Consider the following 22,549-nt stretch of genomic DNA (forward strand, 5'->3'; position numbering starts at 1 on the left):
ATGAAACACGCCGTCGTTTTCGAGAACGTCTCCATCGTCTTCGGAGATCTGCCGCATGTCGCATTGCCGATGATGGATGCGGGCAAGGATCGCGCGGAAATCCAGCAGGAAACGGGCCAGGTGCTCGGCGTCCACGATTGCCAGTTGTCCGTCGAAGCCGGCGAGATACTCGTTCTCATGGGGCTTTCGGGTTCCGGCAAGTCCACCCTGCTGCGCGCCGTCAACGGGCTGAACCCCGTGGTTCGGGGACGGGTTGTGGTGGATGGTGGGGGCGGTCCGGTGGACGTCACCCATGCGGGCGGGGCGGCGCTCAGGCGCGTCCGGCGCGAATGCATCTCCATGGTGTTCCAGCAGTTCGGCCTGCTGCCGTGGCGCAACGTGCTCGACAATGTCGCCTTCGGGCTCGAACTGTCGGGCCTGTCGCGGGACGAGCGCGAAAAGCGGGCGCGCGAGCAGTTGAAGCTTGTCGGGCTGACGGACTGGGCCGAGCGCAAGGTGGGCGAACTTTCAGGCGGCATGCAGCAGCGTGTCGGCCTGGCGCGGGCTTTCGCCACCGAAGCACCGATCCTCTTGATGGACGAACCGTTCTCGGCGCTCGATCCGCTGATCCGCACGCGGCTGCAGGACGAACTGCTGGAGCTACAGTCCAACCTCAAGCGCACGATCATCTTCGTCAGCCACGACCTCGACGAGGCCTTCAAGATCGGCGGGCGGATCGCGATTATGGAGGGCGGGCGCATCGTCCAGTGCGGGACGCCGCAGGAGATCATCCGCAAGCCCGCGAACGATTATGTCGCCGATTTCGTTGCGCACATGAACCCGCTCGGCGTGCTGTGCGCCGAGGACGTCATGACCGAAGGGGCCGCGCCGGACGGCGCACAGGCCGTCGCGCATGACATGGGCGTCGGCGCGATCATGGACATCTTCCTGTCCAATGACGCGCCGTTGCGGGTGGAAAAGGCCGGAAAGCCGGTCGGCGTGATCACGCCGCAAAGCATGCTCGCCGGTTTCTCGGGCAAGCCTTCGGCCAACGGAAACGCGTCCGCCGATTGAGAAATTGAGTCCGCTTTCGGCGCCACCCCATTGGACTGGCAGGACAAATCACCTATCTGGCGTATCGAAACGCCAGACAGAAGGGGAATGACGTGGCCATCAAGGACCTTGTTCTGGAGCAGCTGAAGCGGGTGAAGGGCCCCGACCTGACCGGCAATATCGTCGATCTCGGGCTCGTCTCGGAAATCGTCGAGGCGGGATCGAAGGTGTTCTTCTCCGTGACCGTTCCGGCCGAACGCGCCGAGGAGCTGGAGCCGTTGCGCGAGGCGGCCGAGCGGGCCGCGCTTGGCGTGCCGGGCGTGGAGAAGGCCGGTGTCGTCCTGACCGCCGCCAAGACGGCGGGAAGCCCGTCGTCCCAGCCAAGGCCCGCGCCGCAGCCAGCACGGCAGGTTCCGCCCCAGGGTGGCGGGCCGCGCAAGCCGGCCGGCATTCCGGGCATCGCCTCGATCGTCGCGGTCGCGTCCGGCAAGGGCGGGGTGGGCAAGTCGACCACCGCCGTCAATCTGGCGCTGGCGCTCAAGGGGCTCGGCCTCAAGGTCGGCATCCTGGACGCGGACATCTACGGGCCCTCCATGCCGCGCCTGATGGGCATCACCGGCAAGCCGACGACTATCGACGGACGGACGCTGAAGCCGATGGAGAATTACGGCGTCAAGGTGATGTCGATGGGCTTCCTCGTGGAAGAGGACACGCCGATGATCTGGCGCGGCCCGATGGTGATTTCGGCGCTCAACCAGATGCTCAAGGAAGTGGCCTGGGGCGAACTGGACGTGCTCGTCGTCGACATGCCGCCGGGCACGGGCGACGCGCAATTGACGATGGCCCAGAACGTGCCGCTCGCCGGCGCGGTGATCGTCTCGACGCCCCAGGACCTGGCGCTCATCGACGCGCGCAAGGGGCTGAACATGTTCCGCAAGGTAGAGGTTCCGGTTCTCGGGATCATTGAGAACATGAGCTATTTCATCTGTCCCGATTGTGGCTCGCGGCACGACATCTTCAGCCATGGCGGCGCGGAGAAGGAAGCTGAAAAGCTGGGCGTGCCGTTCCTCGGTGGGGTGCCGTTGACGATGGATATTCGCGAGAAATCGGACGCCGGGACGCCGATCGTGGTCTTCGATCCCGACAGCCCCAACGCGGAAGTCTACCGGAAGATCGCCCGCCAGGTTCAACAGCGCATCGGTGCGGCCCAGCAGGCGGCGCCTTCGATCGTTTTCGACTAGGCCGCAGCTTCCGGGCGGTGCGTTACGGGATCGCGGCGGGGGCGTTTGGTCTTGATCTCGAACGCATTTTCTTTAGGAGATGGGGCAGTGGCCTCGGGCCTTTTCCGGACGTGATGGTGAGGAACCTTCGATGAATTGCGTGTTTGTTCAGCTGCGTTGCCATCCGGGACAGGCCTACAAGGTGGCCGACAAGGTCTATGAGCGCGAGATCGCCTCGGAGCTCTACTCGACGAGCGGCGACTACGACCTCTTGATGAAGCTTTACGTGCCGGCCGGCGAGGACATCGGCAAATATGTCAACGACCACATCCTCGACATCGAGGGCATCTCGCGGTCGCTGACCACGCTGACCTTCAAGGCGTTCTGAGAGAAGCCTTCGGCGCCGGTCTCGTCAGCGCTTCAGCGGCGTGTCGGCATAGCTACTGATCATTTCGGCGGGGTAGGTCTTCGGCGTGATCGGCAGGTGCCGTGCGCCGTCGCGGATGAGGTAATCGCGGAAGATGCGCATGGCCGGCGACGCCGTCCGGTCGGAGCGGCTGACCGAGAACCATTGCCGGCGGATGGGCATGCCGGAGACGTCGAGAATGGCAAGGCGTCCGAGCTGCAATTCCTGTTCGATCGTGTGGGCGGATATGAACGCGACGCCGAGCCCGGCCATGACGGCCTGCTTGATCGTCTCGTTGGATCCCATCTCGGTGCCGAGGTTTTCCAGCTTGCCCGGGATGTCGGCGAAGAAGATCTCCAATGATATGCGGGTGCCCGAGCCTCGCTCGCGCACGAGGAACTTCTCAGCGGCGATCTCCTCCTTGGTGATGTCGCGCTTGCCGACCAGCCTATGATCGGCGGGTGCGATGATGACCAGCGGGTGATCTCCGAAGAGCGCGGCCTCGACCTCAAGGTCGCGCGGCGGGCGTCCCATCAAGGCGATGTCGATCGTCTGGCGGCGGAGGGCCTCGATCGTCTCTGCGCGGTTGCCGATGAAGAGCTCGATGTCGATGTCGGGATGCGTTTTCTGAAACGCGGCGATGAGGCGTGGCGCGAAATATTTCGCTGTCGACACCGCGCCAAGCTTCAGGGTCCCGCGCTTGCCGCCCTTGAAGGCGATGATCTCCTCTTCCAGCGCCCGCAGCCGCTCCTGAATAGCATGCGCCGCTTCCAGGACGGCCTGTCCTGCGGCAGTGGGACGCATGCCGTCCGGCGTTCGGTCGAAAAGCGGCATGCCGATTTCTTCCTCCGCCTGTTTGAGCTGCAAGGTCACGGCCGGGCCGGTCAGGCCCAACCCATTGGCGGCGATGGATATTTTTCCGCTTTGTTCGATCGCGGTCAGGGAGCGGAGCTGGCGCATGGTGAGATTGAGCATGTGTGTAGTTAGATTTTCTTATCTCGAAAATAAAGAAAATAAAATTTACTGATCTCAGACCTTCCCGCATCTCATCACGGCACGGCGCTCGGCCAGTCCGCGTCGCCGACGGGAGGTTTCGACATGACACCAGCGACGCTCGACGCGTATCTCAACACGTTCACCGCATCCAACGATCCGGTGAAGGGGCAGATCGCCGAGGTCATCCGCGCTTTCGCGGCGGCGGCCGTCCTGGTCCGCAAGTCGATCAACGAGGGCGCGCTCGGCGCGGCCTTCGCCGACTCTCGCGGCAACGCCAATGCAGGCGGCGACACGCAAAAGGAACTCGACGTTCACGCCGACAATCTGTTTCTCGACGGCGCGCGCAAGGCGAGCATCGGCTACTACGCCTCGGAGGAACTGGCCAATCCGGTGACCATCAACCCGGATTCGGACATCGCCGTCGCGATTGATCCGCTCGACGGTTCCTCCAACATCGACACGAACGTCTCCATCGGCACGATCTTCTCCATCCTGCCGCGCAGGGAAGACGCAGCCACGACATTCTCGCAGCCCGGTTCGGAGCAACTCGCGGCGGGCTTCTTCATCTACGGACCGCAGATGGCGCTGGTGCTGACCAAGCGAAACGGCACGCGCATCTACGTCTTTTCCAGCCGCCTCGGCACCTTCGTCGAAGCCTATCCGGCGCTGACCATTCCGGCGATGGCGACCGAGTTCGCCATCAACATGTCGAACTACCGCCACTGGGACGAGACGACCCGTCTTTACATCGACGATTGCCTCGCGGGGACCGAAGGCCCGCGCGAGAAGGACTTCAACATGCGGTGGATCGCCTCGCTGGTGGCCGACACCTATCGCATCCTCATTCGCGGCGGCGTGTTCCTCTATCCGCGCGACAGCCGCAAGGGCTACGCGCAGGGCCGGTTGCGGCTGATCTACGAGGCGAGCCCCATCGCGCTTCTGGTGGAGCAGGCCGGAGGCATGGCGACCGACGGCGTCACCCGCATCCTCGATCTCGTGCCGGGCGACGTGCACCAGCGCACTCCGCTCGTCTTCGGATCGAAGAAGGAGGTCGACAAGATCGCGCGCTATCACAGCGACCCCTCGGCGATCGGCACGCGTCATCCCCTTTTCGCAAAACGCGGCCTGTTCCGCGCCTGACACCGAAAGAACGAAGAACCCATGTCCCACAAGCATCCCATTATCGCGATCACCGGTTCGTCGGGCGCCGGCACCACGACGATCAAGGACACGTTCAAGAAGATTTTCGACCGGGAGGGCGTGACCGCCTCCTACATCGAGGGCGACGCGTTCCATCGCTACGACCGCGTCGGCATGAAGGAGAAGGTGGCCGAGGAGGAGGCGAGAGGGAACACGAACTTCTCGCATTTCAGCCCCGAGGCGAACGAGCTGGAAATCCTGGAATCCGTGTTCGAGGAATACGGGCGCAAGGGCACCGGCAAGACCCGTCATTATGTCCATGACGACAAGGAAGCCGATCTCTACGGAGCGCCGCCCGGCACCTTCACAGACTGGGCCGACCTGCAGCCGAGCGACCTCCTGTTCTACGAGGGTCTGCATGGCTGCGTGAAGACGGACGCGATCGACCTGCCCAGGCACATCGACCTGAAGATCGGCGTCGTGCCGGTCATCAATCTGGAGTGGATCCAGAAGATCCATCGCGACAAGGCCTCGCGCGGCTATTCCACCGAGGCGGTGACGGACACGATCCTGCGACGTATGCCGGATTACGCGCGCTACATCTGCCCGCAATTCTCCGAGACCAACATCAACTTTCAGCGCATTCCGACGGTCGATACGTCCAATCCGTTCGTGGCGCGCTGGATTCCCACACCGGCGGAATCGATGCTCGTGATCCGCTTCGCCAATCCGCGCGGCATCGACTTTCCCTATCTGCTCTCGATGCTCGACGGCAGCTTCATGTCGCGCGCCAATTCCATCGTGTGTTCGGGCGAGAAGCTCGATCTCGCCATGCAGCTCATTTTCACGCCGCTGATCCACAAGCTGATGGATCTGAAGCGCCGCGCGTCCTGATCGCGCGACTGGAGGAGGACACAATGAACATCCAGGCAACGGCAGATCTGACATCCGGCGTCGGTGAACGCGACATGGCCAACGCCATTCGCGCGCTGGCGATGGATGCGGTGCAGAAGGCGAAATCCGGCCATCCCGGCATGCCGATGGGCATGGCCGACGTGGCGACGGTTCTGTTCAACCGCTTCATCAAGCTCGATCCGTCGAAGTCGGACTGGCCCGACCGCGACCGCTTCGTCCTCTCGGCGGGCCACGGCTCCATGCTGCAATATGCGATCCATCATCTCCTCGGTTACGAGGACATGCCGATCGAGCAGTTGCAGCAGTTCCGCCAGTTGGGCAGCCACACGGCCGGCCATCCGGAATATGGCCATACGCTCGGCGTGGAGACGACGACGGGGCCGCTCGGGCAGGGGCTTGCGACCGCCGTCGGCATGGCAATCGGCGAGCGGATGATGGCCTCGCGTTTCGGCACCAGGCTGGTCGATCATTTCACCTATGTCATCGCGGGAGACGGCTGCCTTCAGGAGGGCATCAGCCACGAGGCGATTGACCTCGCCGGGCATCTGAAGCTCTCGCGGCTCATCGTGCTGTGGGACGACAATCACATCTCCATCGACGGGCCGACCTCGCTTTCGACCTCGATGAACCAGCAAGCGCGGTTCAAGGCGGCGGGCTGGGACGTCCAGAGCGTCGATGGTCACGACATGAGCGCGGTTGGGGAAGCCATTGAAAAGGCGCGAAAATCGCGCAAGCCATCGCTGATCGCCTGCCGCACGCTCATCGGCAAGGGCGCGCCGAACATGCAGGGCTCCGAAAAGACCCATGGCGCGCCGCTGGGCGACGACGAGATCGCCGCGACGCGTGCCAATATCGGCTGGGCGCACGAACCGTTCGTCGTACCGGACGACATCGCCGCAGCATGGCGCGCGATCGCCGCGCGCGGCAAGGAGAGCCGCATGGCCTGGGAGGAACGGTTGGCAGCGAGCGCGCGGCAGAAATCCTTCCTGGCGACGATATCCGGTGAGGTGCCGGCGCGGGTGAAGCGGGACCTTGCGGCCTTCCGCAAGACCCATGTGGAGCAGGCCACCAAGGTCGCCAGCCGCAAGGCCTCGGAGATGGCGCTGGGTGTCATCAATGCTGCCACCAACCTCACGGTCGGCGGCTCCGCGGACCTGACCCATTCGAACCTGACGATCACCAAGGGACTGGACCCGATCACGCCGGCCAACTTCAAGGGGCGCTACATCCATTACGGCATCCGCGAACACGGGATGGCTGCGGCCATGAACGGGATCGCTCTGCATGGGGGCTTCGTGCCCTATGGCGGAACGTTCCTGGTCTTCTCCGACTATGCGCGCGGCGCGATGCGACTGTCGGCCCTGATGGGGCAGCGCGTGATCTACGTGATGACGCATGACTCCATCGGGCTCGGCGAGGACGGGCCGACGCATCAGCCGGTCGAGCATCTCGCCATGCTGCGGGCAACGCCGAACATCAATCTCTTCCGCCCGGCCGACATCATCGAAACCGCGGAAGCCTGGGAACTGGCGCTGGAGACGGCGGATCGACCGACGGTGCTGGTACTGTCCCGGCAGGGGCTGCCGATGCTCAGGTCCGCTCATTCGAAGGACAACCGCTCGGCGCGCGGTGCCTATGTGCTGCACGAACCCGAGGGGCGGCGCGATGTCACCATCCTGTCGACGGGGTCGGAGGTCGAGATTGCGAAGGCGGCAGCAGACAGGTTGCTGGCCGAGAAGAACATCAGCGCGGCGGTGGTTTCCATGCCCTGCTGGGAGCTGTTCGAGGCCCAGGACGAAGCCTACCGCCGCGACGTGCTGGGCACAGCGCCCCGTATCGCCATCGAAGCGGCCGCGCGGCTCGGCTGGGACCGCTGGATCGGCGAGGACGGTGCCTTTGTCGGCATGACCTCCTTCGGCGCCAGTGCGCCGGCCGGCGATCTATTCAAGCATTTCGGCATCACTGCGGACGCGGTTGTCGAGGAAGCGGTCCGGCTGGCGGGCGGAGGACGGGCGTGATGCTGGCGATGAAAGCGCGAGCCCGGCCGCTCGAGGGTGAGACGGCGATCATCAGGATCAGCCTGGACGAGGGCATCAGCCATACGGCCATTCCGCTGATCGACCGGCTGGCAGACGCCGGCGCCCGGGTGGTGGTGGTCGCCGGACTCGGCAATCCCGCCGGAGACATCAATCCGGCGCTCAGCCTGGAGCCTTTCCGTCCGATCCTGGAGACCCTCACCGGCAAGGCTGTGGCCTTCGTCAAGGAAAGCGTGGGCATCGGGGCGGAAGCCGGTCTGGCGCGGGTGCCCTATGGCGAGATCGCGCTGATGGAGAACCTGCGTTTCCACGCCGACGAGCGGCGTCGGGAAAAGGTCTTCGCGATGCGCCTGTCCGTGCTGGGCGACTACTTCATCGACGCCGGCGATCCGCCGCTCAATCCCGAGGGCTGGCAGGCGGCGCTGAAGACGATGCTGCCGGAGCCGGACCTCGGCCCGTCAGAGACCATCACCAAAGAGGAGGCTTGAGAATGGCCCGCATCACCCTTCGCCAGTTGCTCGACCACGCCGCCGACCATGCCTATGGCGTGCCGGCCTTCAACATCAACAATATGGAGCAGGGGCTTGCCATCATGGAGGCGGCCAAGGCTTGCGACGCGCCGGTGATCATCCAGGCGTCGCGCGGCGCGCGCTCCTACGCCAACGACATCATGCTGGCCAAGATGATCGACGCGCTGGCGGAAATCTATCCGGATATCCCCGTGTGCATGCACCAGGATCACGGTAACAACGAAGCGACCTGCCTGACCGCGATCCGGCACGGCTTCACCTCGGTGATGATGGACGGCTCGCTGGAAGCCGACGCCAAGACGCCGGCCTCCTACGAATACAATGTCGAGATCACCGAACATGTCGCCAGAATGGCCCACTGGGTCGGCGCCTCGGTCGAGGGCGAGCTCGGCGTGCTCGGCTCGCTCGAAACCGGCGAGTCGGAGGCGGAAGACGGACACGGCGCCGAGGGCAAGCTGTCGCACGACCAGCTCCTGACCGATCCGGACCAGGCGGTCGATTTCGTCACCCGCACCGGGGTCGACGCGCTGGCGATCGCCTGCGGCACCTCCCATGGCGCCTACAAATTCACCCGCAAGCCGACCGGCGACATCCTCGCCATGCGCGTAATTGAAGAGATCCACGCCAAGCTGCCGAACACACATCTGGTCATGCATGGATCGTCGTCCGTGCCGCAGGAACTGCAGGACATCATCAACGCCTATGGCGGGGAGATGCCGCAGACCTTCGGCGTGCCGGTGGAGGAGATCGTCCGCGGCATCCGGCATGGCGTGCGCAAGGTCAATATCGACACCGACTGCCGCATGGCGATGACCGGCCAGTTCCGGAAGATCGCAAAGGACAATCCGTCGGAATTCGATCCGCGCAAGTTCCTGAAGCCGGCGATGGACGCGATGCGCGATCTTTGCCGCGATCGCTTCGAGGCCTTCGGCACGGCGGGCAATGCCTCGAAGATCAAGGTGATCCCGATGGACGAGATGGCAAAGCGCTATGCGGCCGGAAAACTCGATCCGCAGACCGCTACCGCCAAGGCCGCATAAGGCAAGCGATCGAAGCCCCCACACTTCCCTGCACAAAACAGATCAGAGGAACGAACCCATGAACACGCACACGTCTCCCGGCAAATATTCCGCGGGCGTCAAGGAATATCGCGAAACCTATTGGGAGCCGAACTACACACCGAAGGAGAGCGACATTCTCGCCTGTTTCAAGATCACGCCGCAGCCGGGCGTGCCGCGCGAGGAAGCGGCCGCCGCCGTCGCCGCCGAGTCCTCCACCGGTACCTGGACGACGGTCTGGACCGACCTTCTGACCGACCTCGAATATTACAAGGGCCGCGCTTACGCGATCGAGGACGTGCCGGGCGACGATGAAAGCTATTACGCCTTCATCGCCTATCCGATGGGGCTCTTCGAGGAAGGCTCGGTGGTCAACGTCTTTACCTCGCTAGTCGGGAACGTGTTCGGCTTCAAGGCCGTCCGCGCGCTGCGTCTCGAGGATGTGCGCTTTCCGCTCTGGTTCGTCGCGACCTGCGACGGCCCGCCCCACGGCATCCAGGTCGAGCGCGACAAGATGGACAAATATGGCCGTCCGTTCCTCGGCTGCACGATCAAGCCGAAGCTCGGCCTGTCGGCCAAGAATTACGGCCGCGCCGTCTACGAAGCGCTGCGCGGCGGCCTCGACTTCACCAAGGACGACGAGAACGTCAACTCGCAGCCCTTCATGCGCTGGCGTGACCGCTTCCAGTTCTGCCAGGAAGCCATCGAGAAGGCCGAGGCCGAGACCGGCGAACGCAAGGGCCACTATCTGAACGTCACCGCGCCGAATATCGAGGAGATGTACAAGCGCGCCGAATTCGCCAAGGAGATCGGCACCCCGATCATCATGAGCGACTATCTCACGCTTGGCTGGGCGGCGCAGGCCAGCCTGTCGCGCTGGTGCCGCGATAACGGCATGCTGCTGCATGTCCACCGGGCCATGCATGGCGTGATCGACCGCCATCCGAAGCACGGCATCAATTTCCGGGTACTGGCGAAGATGCTGCGCCTGCTCGGCGGAGACCACCTGCATTCGGGCACGGTTGTCGGCAAGCTTGAGGGCGACCGCGCGGCGACGCTCGGCTGGATCGACCTGTTGCGCGACAAGTTCGTCGCAGAAGACCGGTCGCGCGGCATCTTCTTCGACCAGGATTGGGGACAGATGCCCGGCGTCCTGCCGGTCGCCTCGGGCGGCATCCATGTCTGGCACATGCCCGCACTCGTTGCGATCTTCGGCGACGATGCCTGCCTGCAATTCGGCGGCGGCACGCTCGGCCACCCGTGGGGCAATGCAGCCGGCGCTGCGGCGAACCGCGTCGCTGTCGAGGCTTGCGTCAAGGCGCGCAACGAAGGGCGCGAGCTGGAAAAGGAAGGCAAGGACATCCTGACCGCGGCCGCCAAGCACAGCCCCGAACTGAAGATCGCCATGGAAACATGGAAAGAGATCAAGTTCGAATTCGACACCGTCGACAAGCTGGATGTCGCTCACCGGTAATCCGCCCCCGGATCACCACGAACGAAAATTTATCGAAGGAATGAAACTATGAGCGAAGTTCAAGATTATGGCTCCCGCCTGTCGGACCCGAACAGCCGGAAAATGGGTACCTTCTCCTATCTTCCGGAACTAACGGAAGAGGAACTGCGCAGCCAGGTGGAATATATCGTCTCGAAGGGCTGGAACCCGGCCATCGAGCATACCGAACCGGAAAACGCGTCCTCGCATTACTGGTACATGTGGAAGCTGCCGATGTTCGGCGAGACGGATGTCGACGCCATCTTCCAGGAAATCGAGATGTGCAAGAAGGCCAATCCGGACAATCATGTCCGCCTCGTCGGCTACGACAACTTCAAGCAGACACAGGGCACCGCGCTGGTCGTGCACCGCGCCTCGATCAAGCTCTGAAGCGCGGCTGCCGGGGCCGCACTATGCGGCCCCGGTTCACCCTGTTCAAACGAGTTCCCCGCTCCGACAGGAGACGACGATGACCGATATCGACCCGAAGCAGTTCTGCATCGAGACCGAACCCTATTACCGGCCCGTCGGCGACGAGATCGAGAAATACTCGGCCGCCTATGACGTACGCATGCCGGTCATGCTCAAGGGACCGACCGGCTGCGGCAAGTCGCGTTTCGTCGAACATATGGCGTGGAAGCTCGGCAAGCCGCTGATCTCGGTCGCCTGCAACGAGGACATGACCGCCTCCGACCTGATCGGCCGTTTCCTGCTCGATATCAACGGCACGAAATGGCAGGACGGGCCGTTGACGATCGCGGCGCGGATTGGCGCGATTTGCTATCTCGACGAGGTCGTGGAAGCACGTCAGGATACGACGGTGGTGATCCACCCGCTGACCGACCATCGCCGCCAGCTTCCGCTGGAGAAGAAGGGCGAGGTGGTGGACGCCCACCCCGATTTCCAGGTCGTGATCTCCTACAATCCCGGCTACCAGTCGATGATGAAGGACCTGAAACAGTCGACGAAGCAGCGCTTCGGCGCGATGTCGTTCGATTTTCCGACCGCCGAGGTGGAATCCGAGATTGTGGCCCATGAGGCGGGCGTCGACCGCAAGACCGCGGAGCGGCTCGTGCAGGTGGCGCAACGTTCCCGAAACCTGAAGGGCCACGGGCTCGACGAGGGCATGTCGACGCGCCTGCTGGTCTATGCGGGCCAGCTGATCGCCAAGGACATTCCGGCGCAGGCGGCCTGCCAGATGGCGCTGGTCGAGCCGCTGACCGACGATCCGGACATCCGCGACACGCTGCAGGCCGCGGTCAGCACCTTCTTTCCCGAAATCACCGACAGCAGCAAAGATCGGGCGGCATGACGGTCAATCTTGACGATTATCGTGAAGAGCTGACCAAGGCCGCGCCGGAACTGGTGGATACGCTGGAAGGCCTGTTCCATGAATCCGCGCGGCTCATGTCGCCCGCCGGCCTGAAGGACTATCTCGACGGCGCGCGGGCGCTGATTTCGCTCGGCAAGGGCCCGAACCTGCTGACGAGCTATCTCGACGAGATGCCGCAGGTGGTCAAGGAATGCGGCGAAGACATTATACGCGATGTCGTCGGCGCGACGCTCAAGCTGGCCTCGATGGTCTCCGGCGAAGTGCTGACCCTGATGATCTCGACGTTGCCCGGTGCGGCGCATCGTTTCGGCGATCCGGATCTGCTCCGGGACTATCTGCAGCTCCTGCATCGTCTTGCAGCGCGCGCCCCGCGCGGACTTCGACCGATGTTCGGCGTGTTGGAAGAACTCCTCTCCAAGCTGACCCTGTCGGGCCTGCGGCGCTGGGTCGATTTCGGCGCCGAGGCCTATCGGCGCGACCTGCCGAAACAGGCCGACTATTTTGGCCTCGTCAGCGAGGATTCGCGCGCGGTTCTGAAACAGGAACGCCGAGGTACGCTTTTCGTCAACTCTCAGCGCCGGTTGAACTTCTATCTCAGAGCATTTTGGGGCCGCGATTTCTTCCTGCGCCCGAGCGCCGCCGACCATGCCGGTTTTCGTCCGTTCATCGAGGACGGCGCGATGCACTTGCCTGACGCGGTCGATCAAATAGGCACTGTTGGCGGCCTCGACCTCTATCGCGCCATGTGCGCCCACATGGCGGCGCATATCGCCAGCTCGGACCGAGGATTGAGCCAGCAGGCGCTGAGTCCGGCGCAGATGTTCTTCGTCGGCATGCTTGACGACGCGCGGGTCGAGTATGCGGCCACGCGGCAGTTCCCGGGACTGCGCGGGCTGTTCAGGTCGCTGATGGCGCAATCGCCTGCCGGCTATTACGAACACGACACGATGTATCTATTGGAGAGGATCGCGCGGGCGCTGCTGGAGCCGGGGCCTCCGCTCGGAGATCGTGCGATCGACTCGCTGGTCGAGCAGTTCCACATCAACATCGCGGCGAACGAGCGCGAGACGATGTTCTCCTGGGGGCTCGGCATTGAGCTCTACAACCTGCTGGCTGAGCGCCGCGCGGTCCCCAGCCTGCGCATTCTTGAGACGTTGAATACTCCCTATCGCGACGACAACCGCTTTGTCTGGTCGATGGATGATTATGACTGGGGGGAGAGCAATACCTACCGCCCGGAGTTGGAGCGACAGGTTCGCCGGAATGTCGGGCTGATGGAATTCATCAATGAGGTGGACGTCGAAACCGCCGGCGACGACGCGCAGGAGGTCTGGGTCCTGTCGAGCGAACTCTTTCCCTATGAGGACGAGGGCGTCTCCTACAACGATAGGGAGGGCAGGGAGCCGGTCTCCGGTCCCTTCCACTATGCCGAATGGGACTACAAGGTTCAGCTGCATCGCCCGAGCTGGGCGACGGTTTATGAGCGCCGGCAGGGCAGGGGCGATCCCGAGACCATCGACACGATGTTGACCGCGCACAAGGGCGTCAGTCACCGGATCAGGCAGATCGTCGACCGCCTGCGTCCGCAGGGTATCTCCCGGCAAAGGCGGCTGGAGGATGGCGACGAGCTCGATATCAACGCAGCCGTCGACGCCATCGTCATGACGCGGCTCGGCATGCCGCCGGATCCGCGCATCACCATGCGCAATGTCATCAATCGTCGCGATCTGGCGGTGGTGATCCTGCTGGACCTGTCCGAATCCACCAATGAAATTGTCCGGGGCACGGAGAAGACGGTACTGGAACTGACGCGCGAGGCTTCCGCGCTCGTCGCCAGCGCCATCAATGGCATCGGCGATCCCTTCGCCATTCACGGTTTCGCCTCGGACGGCCGCCACGACGTGCAGTATTATCGGTTCAAGGATTTCGAACAGCGCCTCGACGCCGATGTGAAAGGAAGGCTCGCCGGCATGAAGGGCGGGCTTTCAACGCGGATGGGCGCGGCCATGCGGCATGCGGGCCATCATCTCGGCCAGCGCAGCGAGCGTCACAAGCTGCTGTTGATCGTCACGGACGGCGAGCCGGCTGATATCGACGAGCGCGATCCGCAATATCTGAGGATGGATGCAAAAAAGGCGGCAGTTGAGTTACAGCAGGCGGGTGTCTCAAGCTATTGCCTGACCCTGGATCCCGAGGCGGATCGATATGTCGAGCGCATCTTCGGATCCAACAACTATACGATCATCGACCAGGTCGAACGCCTGCCGGAAAAACTGCCAAGCCTGTTTGCCAATCTGACCAAATAGGCCGTTCAAGCGGAGAACAATCGCCATGGCATCCAATACCATCATCGCCCCGTCCGTGCTTTCGTCGGATTTCTCCAGGCTCGGTGACGAGATCGAGGCCGTCGTCCGCGCCGGCGCCGACTGGATTCACCTCGATGTCATGGACGGTCACTATGTTCCGAACATCACCTTCGGCCCGCCGATCATCAAGGCCGTGCGCGACCGGACCGACAAGGTGTTCGACTGCCATCTGATGATCGAGCCGTGCGATCCCTTCCTGGAAGCCTTCGCCGATGCCGGGTGCGACATCATCACCGTGCATGCGGAAGCGACGACGCATCTGGACCGCTCGCTGCAGGCGATCCGCAATCTCGGCAAGAAGGCCGGTGTCTCGCTCAATCCGTCGACGCCGGAAAACGTGATCGAATATGTACTCGACCGGCTCGACCTGGTGCTGCTTATGACCGTCAACCCGGGCTTCGGCGGTCAGGCCTTCATTCCCTCGGTCGTTGAGAAGGTCAAGCGGATCAAGGCCATGATCGGCGAGCGGCCGATCGACATCGAAATCGACGGCGGCGTGACGCCGCAGACGGCACCGCTCGTCGCGGCCGCCGGCGCCAATGTGCTTGTCGCCGGTTCCGCTGTGTTCAAGGGTGGCGAGGAAGCGGCATACAGAGCCAATATCGAGGCCATCCGAAATGCCGCCGACGCGGCGGCCGCCTGATTTCAAGGGAGAAGTGTGATGGGAGCTGCGCCCCCGATCTGCGATTTCGGCTGGAAGGCCATCGACGCGCGACTGACGAGCACGGAGGGCAGGGCCCATTCGATCTTCGATTGCGCCGGCCCGAACGGGCTGGTCGTCGCCTTCATCTGCAACCACTGCCCCTATGTGAAAGCGGTGATCGACCGCATGGTGCGCGACGCGCGTGACTTGGAGGCGCTGGGCATCGGCTTCGTCGCGATCAACGCGAACGACGCCGCCGCCTATCCGGAGGATTCGTTCGCCGCGATGAAGGCGTTCGCGGCCGCGCACGCCTTCCCGTTTCCCTACCTGCATGACGAGGACCAGTCGGTCGCGCGCGCCTATGACGCGGTGTGCACGCCGGATTTCTTCGGTTTCAACCGGGACCTTGAACTCCAGTATCGGGGGCGGCTCGACGCGTCGCGGGCGGCGCCGGCCGAAGGCGACGTCCCGCGCGAGCTTTTCGAGGCGATGCGGAGTGTCGCGGAGACCGGCGAGGGGCCGCGCGAGCAGATCCCGTCCATGGGGTGCTCGATCAAGTGGAAGGATGCGGCATGAGCACGCGTTTCGCGCAGGACGGTGACCGGTGCGGCTGGCCGCAGGTGGTGCTCTTCGACCTGGACGGAACCCTGATCGATTCCGTTCCCGACATCGCCGCCGCCGTCAACGAGTTGCTTGCATCCGAGGACAAGCCCGCGCTGGTGGTCGACGACGTCCGCAAGATGATCGGCAACGGCGTGCGCAAGCTGGTTGAACGGGCCTTCGCGGCGCGCGGGATCGTGCTCGAGGGCGACGCGCTGAGCGCGATGACCGACCGGATGATGGGCATCTATGCACGGCATCTGACCGGCGAAACCACGCTGATGCCCGGCGCGGAGACGATGGTGACGGCCTATGCGCGCGCCGGGGTGAAGATCGGCGTCGTCACCAACAAGCCGGAGGCGTTCTCGCGCGAAATCATCGCGCATTTCGGGCTGACCGCTTCCGTCCACGCCGTAGTGGGCGGCGACACCGGGCCGACGCGCAAACCCGCGCCCGACATGCTGCTCCATGCGCTCGAACAACTGGGCTACGGCGCCCACCGAGCGTTGATGGTCGGCGACAGCCCGGCCGATATCGAGGCGGCGAAGGCCGTGCCGATGCCCTCGATCGCGGTGCGCGGCGGTTACACGACCATGCCCGTCGATGAGCTCGGCGCCGACGTCGTCATCGACAGCCTCACCGAGGTTCCCCAGGCGATAGAGCGGTTGAAGGAACCGGCATGACATGGCGGTGCGCGCGCTGATCCTCGATGTGGACGGCACGCTCGCCGAAACCGAAGAACTGCACCGTATCGCCTTCAACCGGACCTTCGAGGAAGCCGGGCTCGACTGGGTCTGGGACCGGGAGCTCTACCGAGAGCTTCTTGCCGTAACAGGCGGCCGCGAACGCATCCGGTTCCATGCCGAGCGGATCGGCGCGCAGGACATCGATGTTGGCGCACTGCATCGGCGCAAGACGGACATCTACGGCGCGTCGATGCGGCCGGGAAACGTGACGTTGCGGCCGGGCGTCGAAGCGCTTCTGCGTCGGGCACGCGCGGCAGGCCTGGATCTGGCAATCGGGACGACGACAAGTCGCACCAATGTTGGCGCATTGATGCAGGCGACGCTGGGAGCTGACGCGCTGTCCTGGTTTCGCTCGGTGCGCACCGGCGAGGACACGCCGCGCAAGAAGCCCGATCCCGAAGTTTACCGGCTGGTCCTTGCCGATCTCGGTTTTCCTCCGGAGGACTGCCTGGTCTTCGAGGATTCCGCCAACGGTTTGCGCGCGGCCAAGGCGGCAGGCGCCCCGACCGTCATCACGCCGAGCATCTATACGGCGGAAGATGATTTCGCTGGCGCGGACTACATCTTCAAGAACCTGGACGAGCCCTTCTCGATGCTGACCTTCGCGCCGGGTTTCGCCTTCCATGACGTCCCGCCCGACGTGCGCGATTTGCTGTTTCACGGACAGTGAAGGCGCTCTCAAGCGTGCTTGCCAAGATTTGATGGCGCGTTGATGGACGTCATTTTCTTGGTTCTCCCGTCCTCCTAGTCTTTCAGCCGGAGGAAATTCTATTCAGCCGGCTCGCCGGCCGGGAGGGCACATTGACCGAAGACTTGATCGGGAAGTCCGCCGACGACAAGGCGCGGGCGAACATGCAGGACTATGATGTGGAACGCGCATCATTTTCCTGGGACAAGGCGCGGGCGTTTCTGGACGGTCTGCCCGGCGGAAGGCTCAACATCGCCTATGAGGCCGTGGATCGCCATGTCGTGCATGGGCGCGGCGAGAAGACCGCGCTTCGGCTGATCGCCAAGGACGAGAGTGCCACCGACATCAGCTACAGCGACCTGATGCGCACGACGAACCGGTTCGCCAATGTTCTGCGCGGCCTCGGCGTGGAGAAGGGGGATCGGGTCTATTCGCTTCTCGGGCGCGTGCCGCAGCTCTATGTCGCGGTGCTGGGAACGCTGAAATCGGGCTGCGTGTTCTCGCCGCTTTTCTCCGCCTTCGGACCAGAGCCGGTGAAGGCGCGCATGGAGATCGGCGGCGCCAATGTGCTGGTGACGACGCGGCTCCTCTACAAGCGCAAGGTCGCGCCGATCCGCGACCAGCTGCCCGAGCTCAAGCACATTCTGCTGATCGACGGCGAGGGCCCGGAGCTTGGACTGCTCGACCTCGCGAGGCTCATGGACGCGGCTTCCACGGAATTCGATGTCGTCGCCACCGAGCCGGAAGACCTGTCGCTGTTGCATTTCACCTCGGGAACGACGGGCAAGCCGAAGGGGGCGATGCACGTCCATCAGGCCGTGGTTGCCCACAACTACACCGGCCGCACAGCCCTCGACCTGCATCCCGACGACGTCTTCTGGTGCACGGCCGATCCCGGCTGGGTGACCGGTACCTCCTACGGGATCATCGCGCCGCTGACCAACGGCGTTACGATGATCGTCGACGAGGCGGAGTTCGACGCCGAGCGCTGGTATCGCATCCTGGCCCGGAACAAGGTCAATGTCTGGTACACCGCGCCGACGGCGATCCGCATGCTGATGAAAGCCGGGGCGGAGCTTGCAGGAAAGGAGGACCTTTCCAGCCTGCGCTTCATGGCCAGCGTCGGCGAGCCGCTCAATCCCGAAGCGGTGCTCTGGGGCGTCGAGGTTCTCGGGAAGCCGTTCCACGACAATTGGTGGCAGACCGAGACCGGCGGCATCATGATCGCCAACTACGCCTGCGCCGATGTCAAGCCGGGCTCGATGGGACGGCCGATGCCGGGCATCGAGGCCGGGATCGTGGAGCGCACGGAGGCCGGCGCGCAGGAAGTCACCAAGCCCATGGCGCTCGGGGAACTGGCGCTTCGCACCGGATGGCCGTCCATGATGAGGGGATACCTGCATGAGGAGGCGCGCTACGACAAAGCCTTCTCCAACGGCTGGTACTTGTCCGGCGACCTCGCGATGCGTGACAGCGACGGCTATTTCTGGTTCGTCGGCCGCAGCGACGACGTCATCAAGAGCGCCGGCCACCTGATCGGCCCGTTCGAGGTCGAGAGCGCGCTGATCGAGCATGACGCGGTCGCGGAAGCGGCCGTGATCGGCGTACCGGACGAGACCGCCGGCGAGATCGTCAAGGCCTTCGTCGCGCTCAAGCCGGGCTTTTCCGCGGACGAGGAGTTGCAGCTCTCCATCCAGGGGCACGCGCGCAAGCGGCTCGGCCCGGCCGTCGCTCCGAAGGTGATCGAATTCCGCGAGAACCTGCCCAAGACGCGAAGCGGCAAGATCATGCGCCGTCTGCTCAAGGCGCGTGAACTGGGCCTGCCCGAAGGTGACATCTCGACTCTCGAAAGTGACGAAAAATGACCGGTGTCGATCTCAGACCGCATCTCAACCGGGCCCATGTGCTCGATCTGCTGACCCGGATGATCCGGGTCCGGCGCTTCGAGGACAAATGCGCCGAACTCTACACGCAGCAGAAGATCCGTGGCTTCCTGCATCTCTATGACGGCGAGGAGGCCGTGGCGGCCGGCGTGATTCCGCTCCTCGGTCCGGACGACCGGCTGGTGGCCACCTATCGCGAGCACGGGCACGCGCTGGTGCGCGGCGTGCCGATGAATTCGATCATGGCCGAGATGTTCGGCAAGGCAAACGGGTGTGCCGGCGGCAGAGGCGGTTCGATGCACCTGTTTTCCGCCGAGCACAATTTTTATGGCGGCAACGCCATTGTCGGCGGCGGGCTTCCGCTGGCGGTCGGGCTCGGGCTTGGTGACAAAATGGGTCGGGAAAACCGCGTAACCGCTTGTTTTTTCGGTGACGGTGCGGTGGCCGAAGGCGAGTTTCACGAGAGCCTCAATCTCGCGGCCCTGTGGGACTTGCCCGTCCTCTTCGTTTGCGAAAACAACGGCTATGCCATGGGAACGGCGCTGCAATTCACCGAAGCGCAGATGGACATCCACGAGAAGGCGGCCGGCTACAACATCGCCAGCGAAGCCGTGGACGGCATGGACGTCGTCGCCGTGGAGGCGGCGACACGGCGCGCGCTGAAGGCGATCCGCGAAACCGGCAAGCCCTATTTCCTGGAGTGCCGCACCTATCGTTTCCGCGCCCACTCCATGTTCGACGCCCAGCTCTACCGCACCAAGGACGAAATCGCCGCCTGGCGCGAGAAGGGGCCGATCGTGCTCTTCCAGAACTGGCTGGAGAAGAACGGCCTGATCGATCATGGCGATGTGGAGGCCATCATCGCCAACACCGACGCCGAGATCGCAGAAGCGGTCTCTTTCGCTGAAGCCGGCGAATGGGAGCCGGTTGAGAACCTGACGCGCGACGTCATGGCGGCGGAGCGACCCGCGCGGCCGGCCATGCCGGTGCCTTCCACCGAAACGCGTGAGGTCACCTATCGCGAGGCAGTCAAGATGGCCATCACGGAGGCGATGGAACAGGATGATCGCGTCTTCCTGATGGGCGAGGACGTGGGGCATTATGGCGGCTGCTATGCCGTTTCCAAGGGACTGCTCGACAGGTTCGGTCCGGATCGCATCCGCGACACGCCGCTTTCGGAATCGGGCTTCACCGGGGCCGGCATCGGCGCGTCGATGACCGGGCTGAGGCCGATCGTCGAGGTGATGACGGTCAATTTCTCGCTGCTGGCGCTCGACCAGATCATGAATACCGCGGCGACCTTCCGGCACATGTCGAACGGCCAGTTCGGCGTTCCTGTGGTCATCCGCATGGCGACGGGGGCCGGCAAGCAGTTGGCCGCGCAGCACTCGCACAGCCTGGAGGGCTGGTACGGGCACATTCCGGGCCTGCGGGTGCTGACGCCGGCGACGCTGGAAGATGCGCGCGGCATGCTGCAGACCGCGCTCGATGACCCGGATCCTGTGCTGATTTTCGAAAACGTCATGCTCTACAACATGACGGGACAGCTCGCGGCAAATGCCGGGCCGGTCGACATTGACAAGGCCGCCGTGCGGCGCGAGGGCGCAGACGTGACGCTGATCACATATGGCGGGTCACTGTTCAAGACGCTCGATGCGGCTGCGCAATTGGCGAAGGAAGGCATCGAGGCGGAGGTGATCGACCTGCGTACCCTGCGCCCGCTCGACATGGATACGGTGATCGCCTCCGTATCGAAGACCCATCGCGCGGTCTTCATCGACGAAGGCTGGAAAACCGGCAGCATATCGGCCGAGATCGGTGTGCAACTGGCCGAAAAGGCGTTCTTCGAACTCGATGCGCCGCTCGAGCGGGTGTGCAGCGTGGAAGTGCCGATCCCCTATGCCGCGCATCTGGAGCAGGCGGCCATCCCGCAGGTCCCGGCGATCGTTGCGGCCGCGAAAAAAGCCTGCAACAGGAGCTGACGCCATGGCCGAATTCGTCATGCCGTCGCTCGGCGCGGACATGGAGGCCGGAACGCTCGTCGAATGGCTGAAAAAGCCAGGCGATGCGGTGAAGCGCGGCGACATCATCGCGGTGGTGGAAACCCAGAAAGGCGCGATTGAGATCGAGGTCTTCGAGGACGGCGTACTCGACGCGTATCTCGTCGAACTTGGGGCGAAGGTGCCTGTCGGCACGGCTCTGGCGGTGATCCGCGGGGACGGGGACGTTCCTGCAGCACCCAAGGCGGCCACACCGGAACCGGTCGCACCAGCCAAGCCGGACGTCGAGACAGTCGTGCCCGAGGCCGCATCCGCACCGGTGACGCTGCCGCCGGTGGGCGCCCCGGTCGCGCCGTCCGGACGGCTCAGGATCACGCCTGCCGCCCGCCGGCTCGTTGCCGAGAAGGGGATCGACCCCGCGACGCTGACCGGCACCGGGCCTGACGGCGCCATCTGTCTGGCCGATGTGGAGGGGGCGAAATCCGGGGTGCCTGCCAAGCCCGCATCCGAGCAGCCACGGACCGGCGGCTTCGACATGGGCGCCATGCGCGACGCCATTGCCGCGGCGATGGCGCGCTCGAAACGCGAGATTCCCCATTATTACCTCTCGCACCGCAGCGATCTGACCGCCGCCGAGGCTTTCGTCGCGGGCCGCAATGCGGGCAAGCCGCCGGAAGATCGCATCCTGATCGCCGCCCTTTTCGTCAAGGCCGTGGCGAAGGCATTGAAGAAATACAAGGAATTCAACGGCCACTATGAGAACGGCGCGTTTCGGCCGGGCGAGTCCGTGCATATTGGCATGGCGATCAACATTCGGGGCGGGGGGCTGGTCGCGCCTGCGATCCATGACGCGCAGGATCTCGATCTCGACACGGTGATGGACAAGACTCGCGATCTTGTCGCCCGCGTGCGTGCCGGTCGCTTTCGGGCAAAGGAATTGTCCGATCCGACGATCACCGTGTCTAGCCTCGGAGAGCGGGGCGTCGAGGCGTTGTTCGGAGTGATCTATCCGCCGCAGGTCGCAATCGTTGGCATCGGCGCGCCGGTCGTTCGGCCTTGGGTAGTCGAGGGGCAAGTCGTCCCGCGCAGCACCGTGACATTGACCCTGGCCGCCGACCATCGCGTCAGCGACGGCCATCGCGGCGGGCTGTTCCTTTCCTCCATCGATAAGCATCTGCAGGAGCCAGAGAAACTATGAGCGAAGACAGAACAGAAGCGGCGCTGCGCCAGGAGCTTCACCGGATCGCCCCCGACATGGAGATCGAGGATATCGACCGGGAAGGCGATCTGCGCGAGGAGTTCGATATCGACTCGATGGATTTCCTCAACCTGGTGAGCGCGCTTTCGAAGAGCCTCGGCATCACAATGCCGGAGGAGGACTACGATCAGATGGGGTCGTACGACGCCATGCTGGCCTATCTGAAGGCGCATACCAGCTGAGCCAGGCGCCCGCTGCTCGCGGGCG

The 22,549-nt window shown here is 64.0% G+C and carries 21 protein-coding genes; 20 read left to right on the forward strand and 1 reads right to left on the reverse strand.

All coding sequences use genetic code 11. The features are described 5' to 3' along the window. The 3 genes from choV (at position 1) to MRY80_RS02475 (ending at position 2,640) form a co-directional block, all read left to right on the forward strand. A complete protein-coding gene (gene choV / locus MRY80_RS02465; protein WP_293287595.1) occupies positions 1–1,053 on the forward strand; it encodes a choline ABC transporter ATP-binding protein in 1,053 nt (350 codons plus the stop codon). 92 nt (positions 1,054–1,145) lie between these two features. Continuing rightward, positions 1,146–2,273 carry an iron-sulfur cluster carrier protein ApbC gene (gene apbC / locus MRY80_RS02470; RefSeq protein WP_293287598.1) on the forward strand — a complete coding sequence of 376 codons (1,128 nt, stop codon included), beginning with the start codon at positions 1,146–1,148 and terminating at the stop codon, positions 2,271–2,273. Positions 2,274–2,403: 130 nt separating this feature from the next. Then, positions 2,404–2,640 carry an Lrp/AsnC ligand binding domain-containing protein gene (locus MRY80_RS02475; protein WP_293287601.1) on the forward strand — a complete coding sequence of 79 codons (237 nt, stop codon included), beginning with the start codon at positions 2,404–2,406 and terminating at the stop codon, positions 2,638–2,640. Between the two features lie 24 nt (positions 2,641–2,664). On the opposite strand, the gene MRY80_RS02480 is transcribed toward MRY80_RS02475, so the two are convergent. After that, positions 2,665–3,633, reverse strand: a complete 969-nt coding sequence (locus MRY80_RS02480; protein WP_293287603.1) for a LysR family transcriptional regulator — start codon at positions 3,631–3,633, stop codon at positions 2,665–2,667. A 123-nt stretch (positions 3,634–3,756) separates the two neighbouring features. Here MRY80_RS02480 and MRY80_RS02485 point away from each other — a divergent pair, with 123 nt between their 5' ends. The 17 genes from MRY80_RS02485 to MRY80_RS02565 all read left to right on the forward strand — a co-directional run bounded on the left by MRY80_RS02485 (position 3,757) and on the right by MRY80_RS02565 (position 22,524). After that, positions 3,757–4,794 carry a class 1 fructose-bisphosphatase gene (locus MRY80_RS02485; RefSeq protein WP_293287606.1) on the forward strand — a complete coding sequence of 346 codons (1,038 nt, stop codon included), beginning with the start codon at positions 3,757–3,759 and terminating at the stop codon, positions 4,792–4,794. 21 nt (positions 4,795–4,815) lie between these two features. Beyond that, positions 4,816–5,688 carry a phosphoribulokinase gene (locus MRY80_RS02490; protein ID WP_293287608.1) on the forward strand — a complete coding sequence of 291 codons (873 nt, stop codon included), beginning with the start codon at positions 4,816–4,818 and terminating at the stop codon, positions 5,686–5,688. 23 nt (positions 5,689–5,711) lie between these two features. Continuing rightward, the gene (tkt, locus tag MRY80_RS02495) at positions 5,712–7,727 is read left to right on the forward strand and encodes a transketolase (RefSeq protein ID WP_293287610.1); all 2,016 of its coding nucleotides are present in this window, start codon (positions 5,712–5,714) and stop codon (positions 7,725–7,727) included. After that, on the forward strand, positions 7,727–8,233 hold the full coding sequence (gene pgk, locus MRY80_RS02500; protein ID WP_293287612.1) for a phosphoglycerate kinase: 507 nt from the start codon (positions 7,727–7,729) through the stop codon (positions 8,231–8,233). The genes tkt and pgk overlap by 1 nt, the downstream gene beginning before the upstream one ends. 2 nt (positions 8,234–8,235) lie before the next feature. Next, positions 8,236–9,315, forward strand: coding sequence for a class II fructose-bisphosphate aldolase (fba, locus tag MRY80_RS02505; RefSeq protein ID WP_293287615.1), 1,080 nt, complete (start codon positions 8,236–8,238; stop codon positions 9,313–9,315). Between the two features lie 58 nt (positions 9,316–9,373). Continuing rightward, complete coding sequence (locus MRY80_RS02510; protein WP_293287618.1) at positions 9,374–10,807, forward strand: form I ribulose bisphosphate carboxylase large subunit; 1,434 nt, start codon at positions 9,374–9,376, stop codon at positions 10,805–10,807. Between the two features lie 48 nt (positions 10,808–10,855). Beyond that, a complete protein-coding gene (locus MRY80_RS02515; protein ID WP_293287619.1) occupies positions 10,856–11,215 on the forward strand; it encodes a ribulose bisphosphate carboxylase small subunit in 360 nt (119 codons plus the stop codon). A gap of 79 nt (positions 11,216–11,294) precedes the next feature. Next, positions 11,295–12,137, forward strand: a complete 843-nt coding sequence (locus tag MRY80_RS02520) for a CbbQ/NirQ/NorQ/GpvN family protein (RefSeq protein ID WP_293287621.1) — start codon at positions 11,295–11,297, stop codon at positions 12,135–12,137. Next, positions 12,134–14,464 (forward strand): VWA domain-containing protein, encoded by a 2,331-nt coding sequence (locus MRY80_RS02525; RefSeq protein ID WP_293287623.1) that lies wholly within the window; start codon positions 12,134–12,136, stop codon positions 14,462–14,464. Before MRY80_RS02520 ends, MRY80_RS02525 begins: the two co-directional genes overlap by 4 nt. Before the next feature lie 25 nt (positions 14,465–14,489). Continuing rightward, positions 14,490–15,167, forward strand: a complete 678-nt coding sequence (gene rpe, locus MRY80_RS02530) for a ribulose-phosphate 3-epimerase (RefSeq protein WP_293287626.1) — start codon at positions 14,490–14,492, stop codon at positions 15,165–15,167. Positions 15,168–15,185: 18 nt separating this feature from the next. After that, a complete protein-coding gene (locus MRY80_RS02535) occupies positions 15,186–15,743 on the forward strand; it encodes a thioredoxin family protein (RefSeq protein WP_293287628.1) in 558 nt (185 codons plus the stop codon). After that, positions 15,740–16,450: a phosphoglycolate phosphatase gene (gene gph / locus MRY80_RS02540; RefSeq protein WP_293287630.1), complete on the forward strand. Its 711-nt coding sequence runs from the start codon at positions 15,740–15,742 to the stop codon at positions 16,448–16,450. Before MRY80_RS02535 ends, gph begins: the two co-directional genes overlap by 4 nt. Before the next feature lies 1 nt (position 16,451). Beyond that, positions 16,452–17,183 (forward strand): HAD-IA family hydrolase, encoded by a 732-nt coding sequence (locus MRY80_RS02545; RefSeq protein WP_293287632.1) that lies wholly within the window; start codon positions 16,452–16,454, stop codon positions 17,181–17,183. Between the two features lie 131 nt (positions 17,184–17,314). Next, positions 17,315–19,066: an acetate--CoA ligase gene (gene acsA / locus MRY80_RS02550; protein WP_293287634.1), complete on the forward strand. Its 1,752-nt coding sequence runs from the start codon at positions 17,315–17,317 to the stop codon at positions 19,064–19,066. Then, entirely contained in the window at positions 19,063–21,066 is a 2,004-nt protein-coding gene (gene pdhA / locus MRY80_RS02555) for a pyruvate dehydrogenase (acetyl-transferring) E1 component subunit alpha (RefSeq protein ID WP_293287636.1), read from the forward strand. Before acsA ends, pdhA begins: the two co-directional genes overlap by 4 nt. A gap of 19 nt (positions 21,067–21,085) precedes the next feature. Continuing rightward, the gene (locus MRY80_RS02560; protein ID WP_293287639.1) at positions 21,086–22,282 is read left to right on the forward strand and encodes a dihydrolipoamide acetyltransferase family protein; all 1,197 of its coding nucleotides are present in this window, start codon (positions 21,086–21,088) and stop codon (positions 22,280–22,282) included. Further along, positions 22,279–22,524: an acyl carrier protein gene (locus MRY80_RS02565; protein ID WP_293287640.1), complete on the forward strand. Its 246-nt coding sequence runs from the start codon at positions 22,279–22,281 to the stop codon at positions 22,522–22,524. The genes MRY80_RS02560 and MRY80_RS02565 overlap by 4 nt, the downstream gene beginning before the upstream one ends. Positions 22,525–22,549: the final 25 nt, after the last annotated feature.

It is taken from the genome of Oricola sp., from assembly GCF_022763245.1.
Classification (GTDB): Bacteria; Pseudomonadota; Alphaproteobacteria; order Rhizobiales; family Rhizobiaceae; genus Oricola.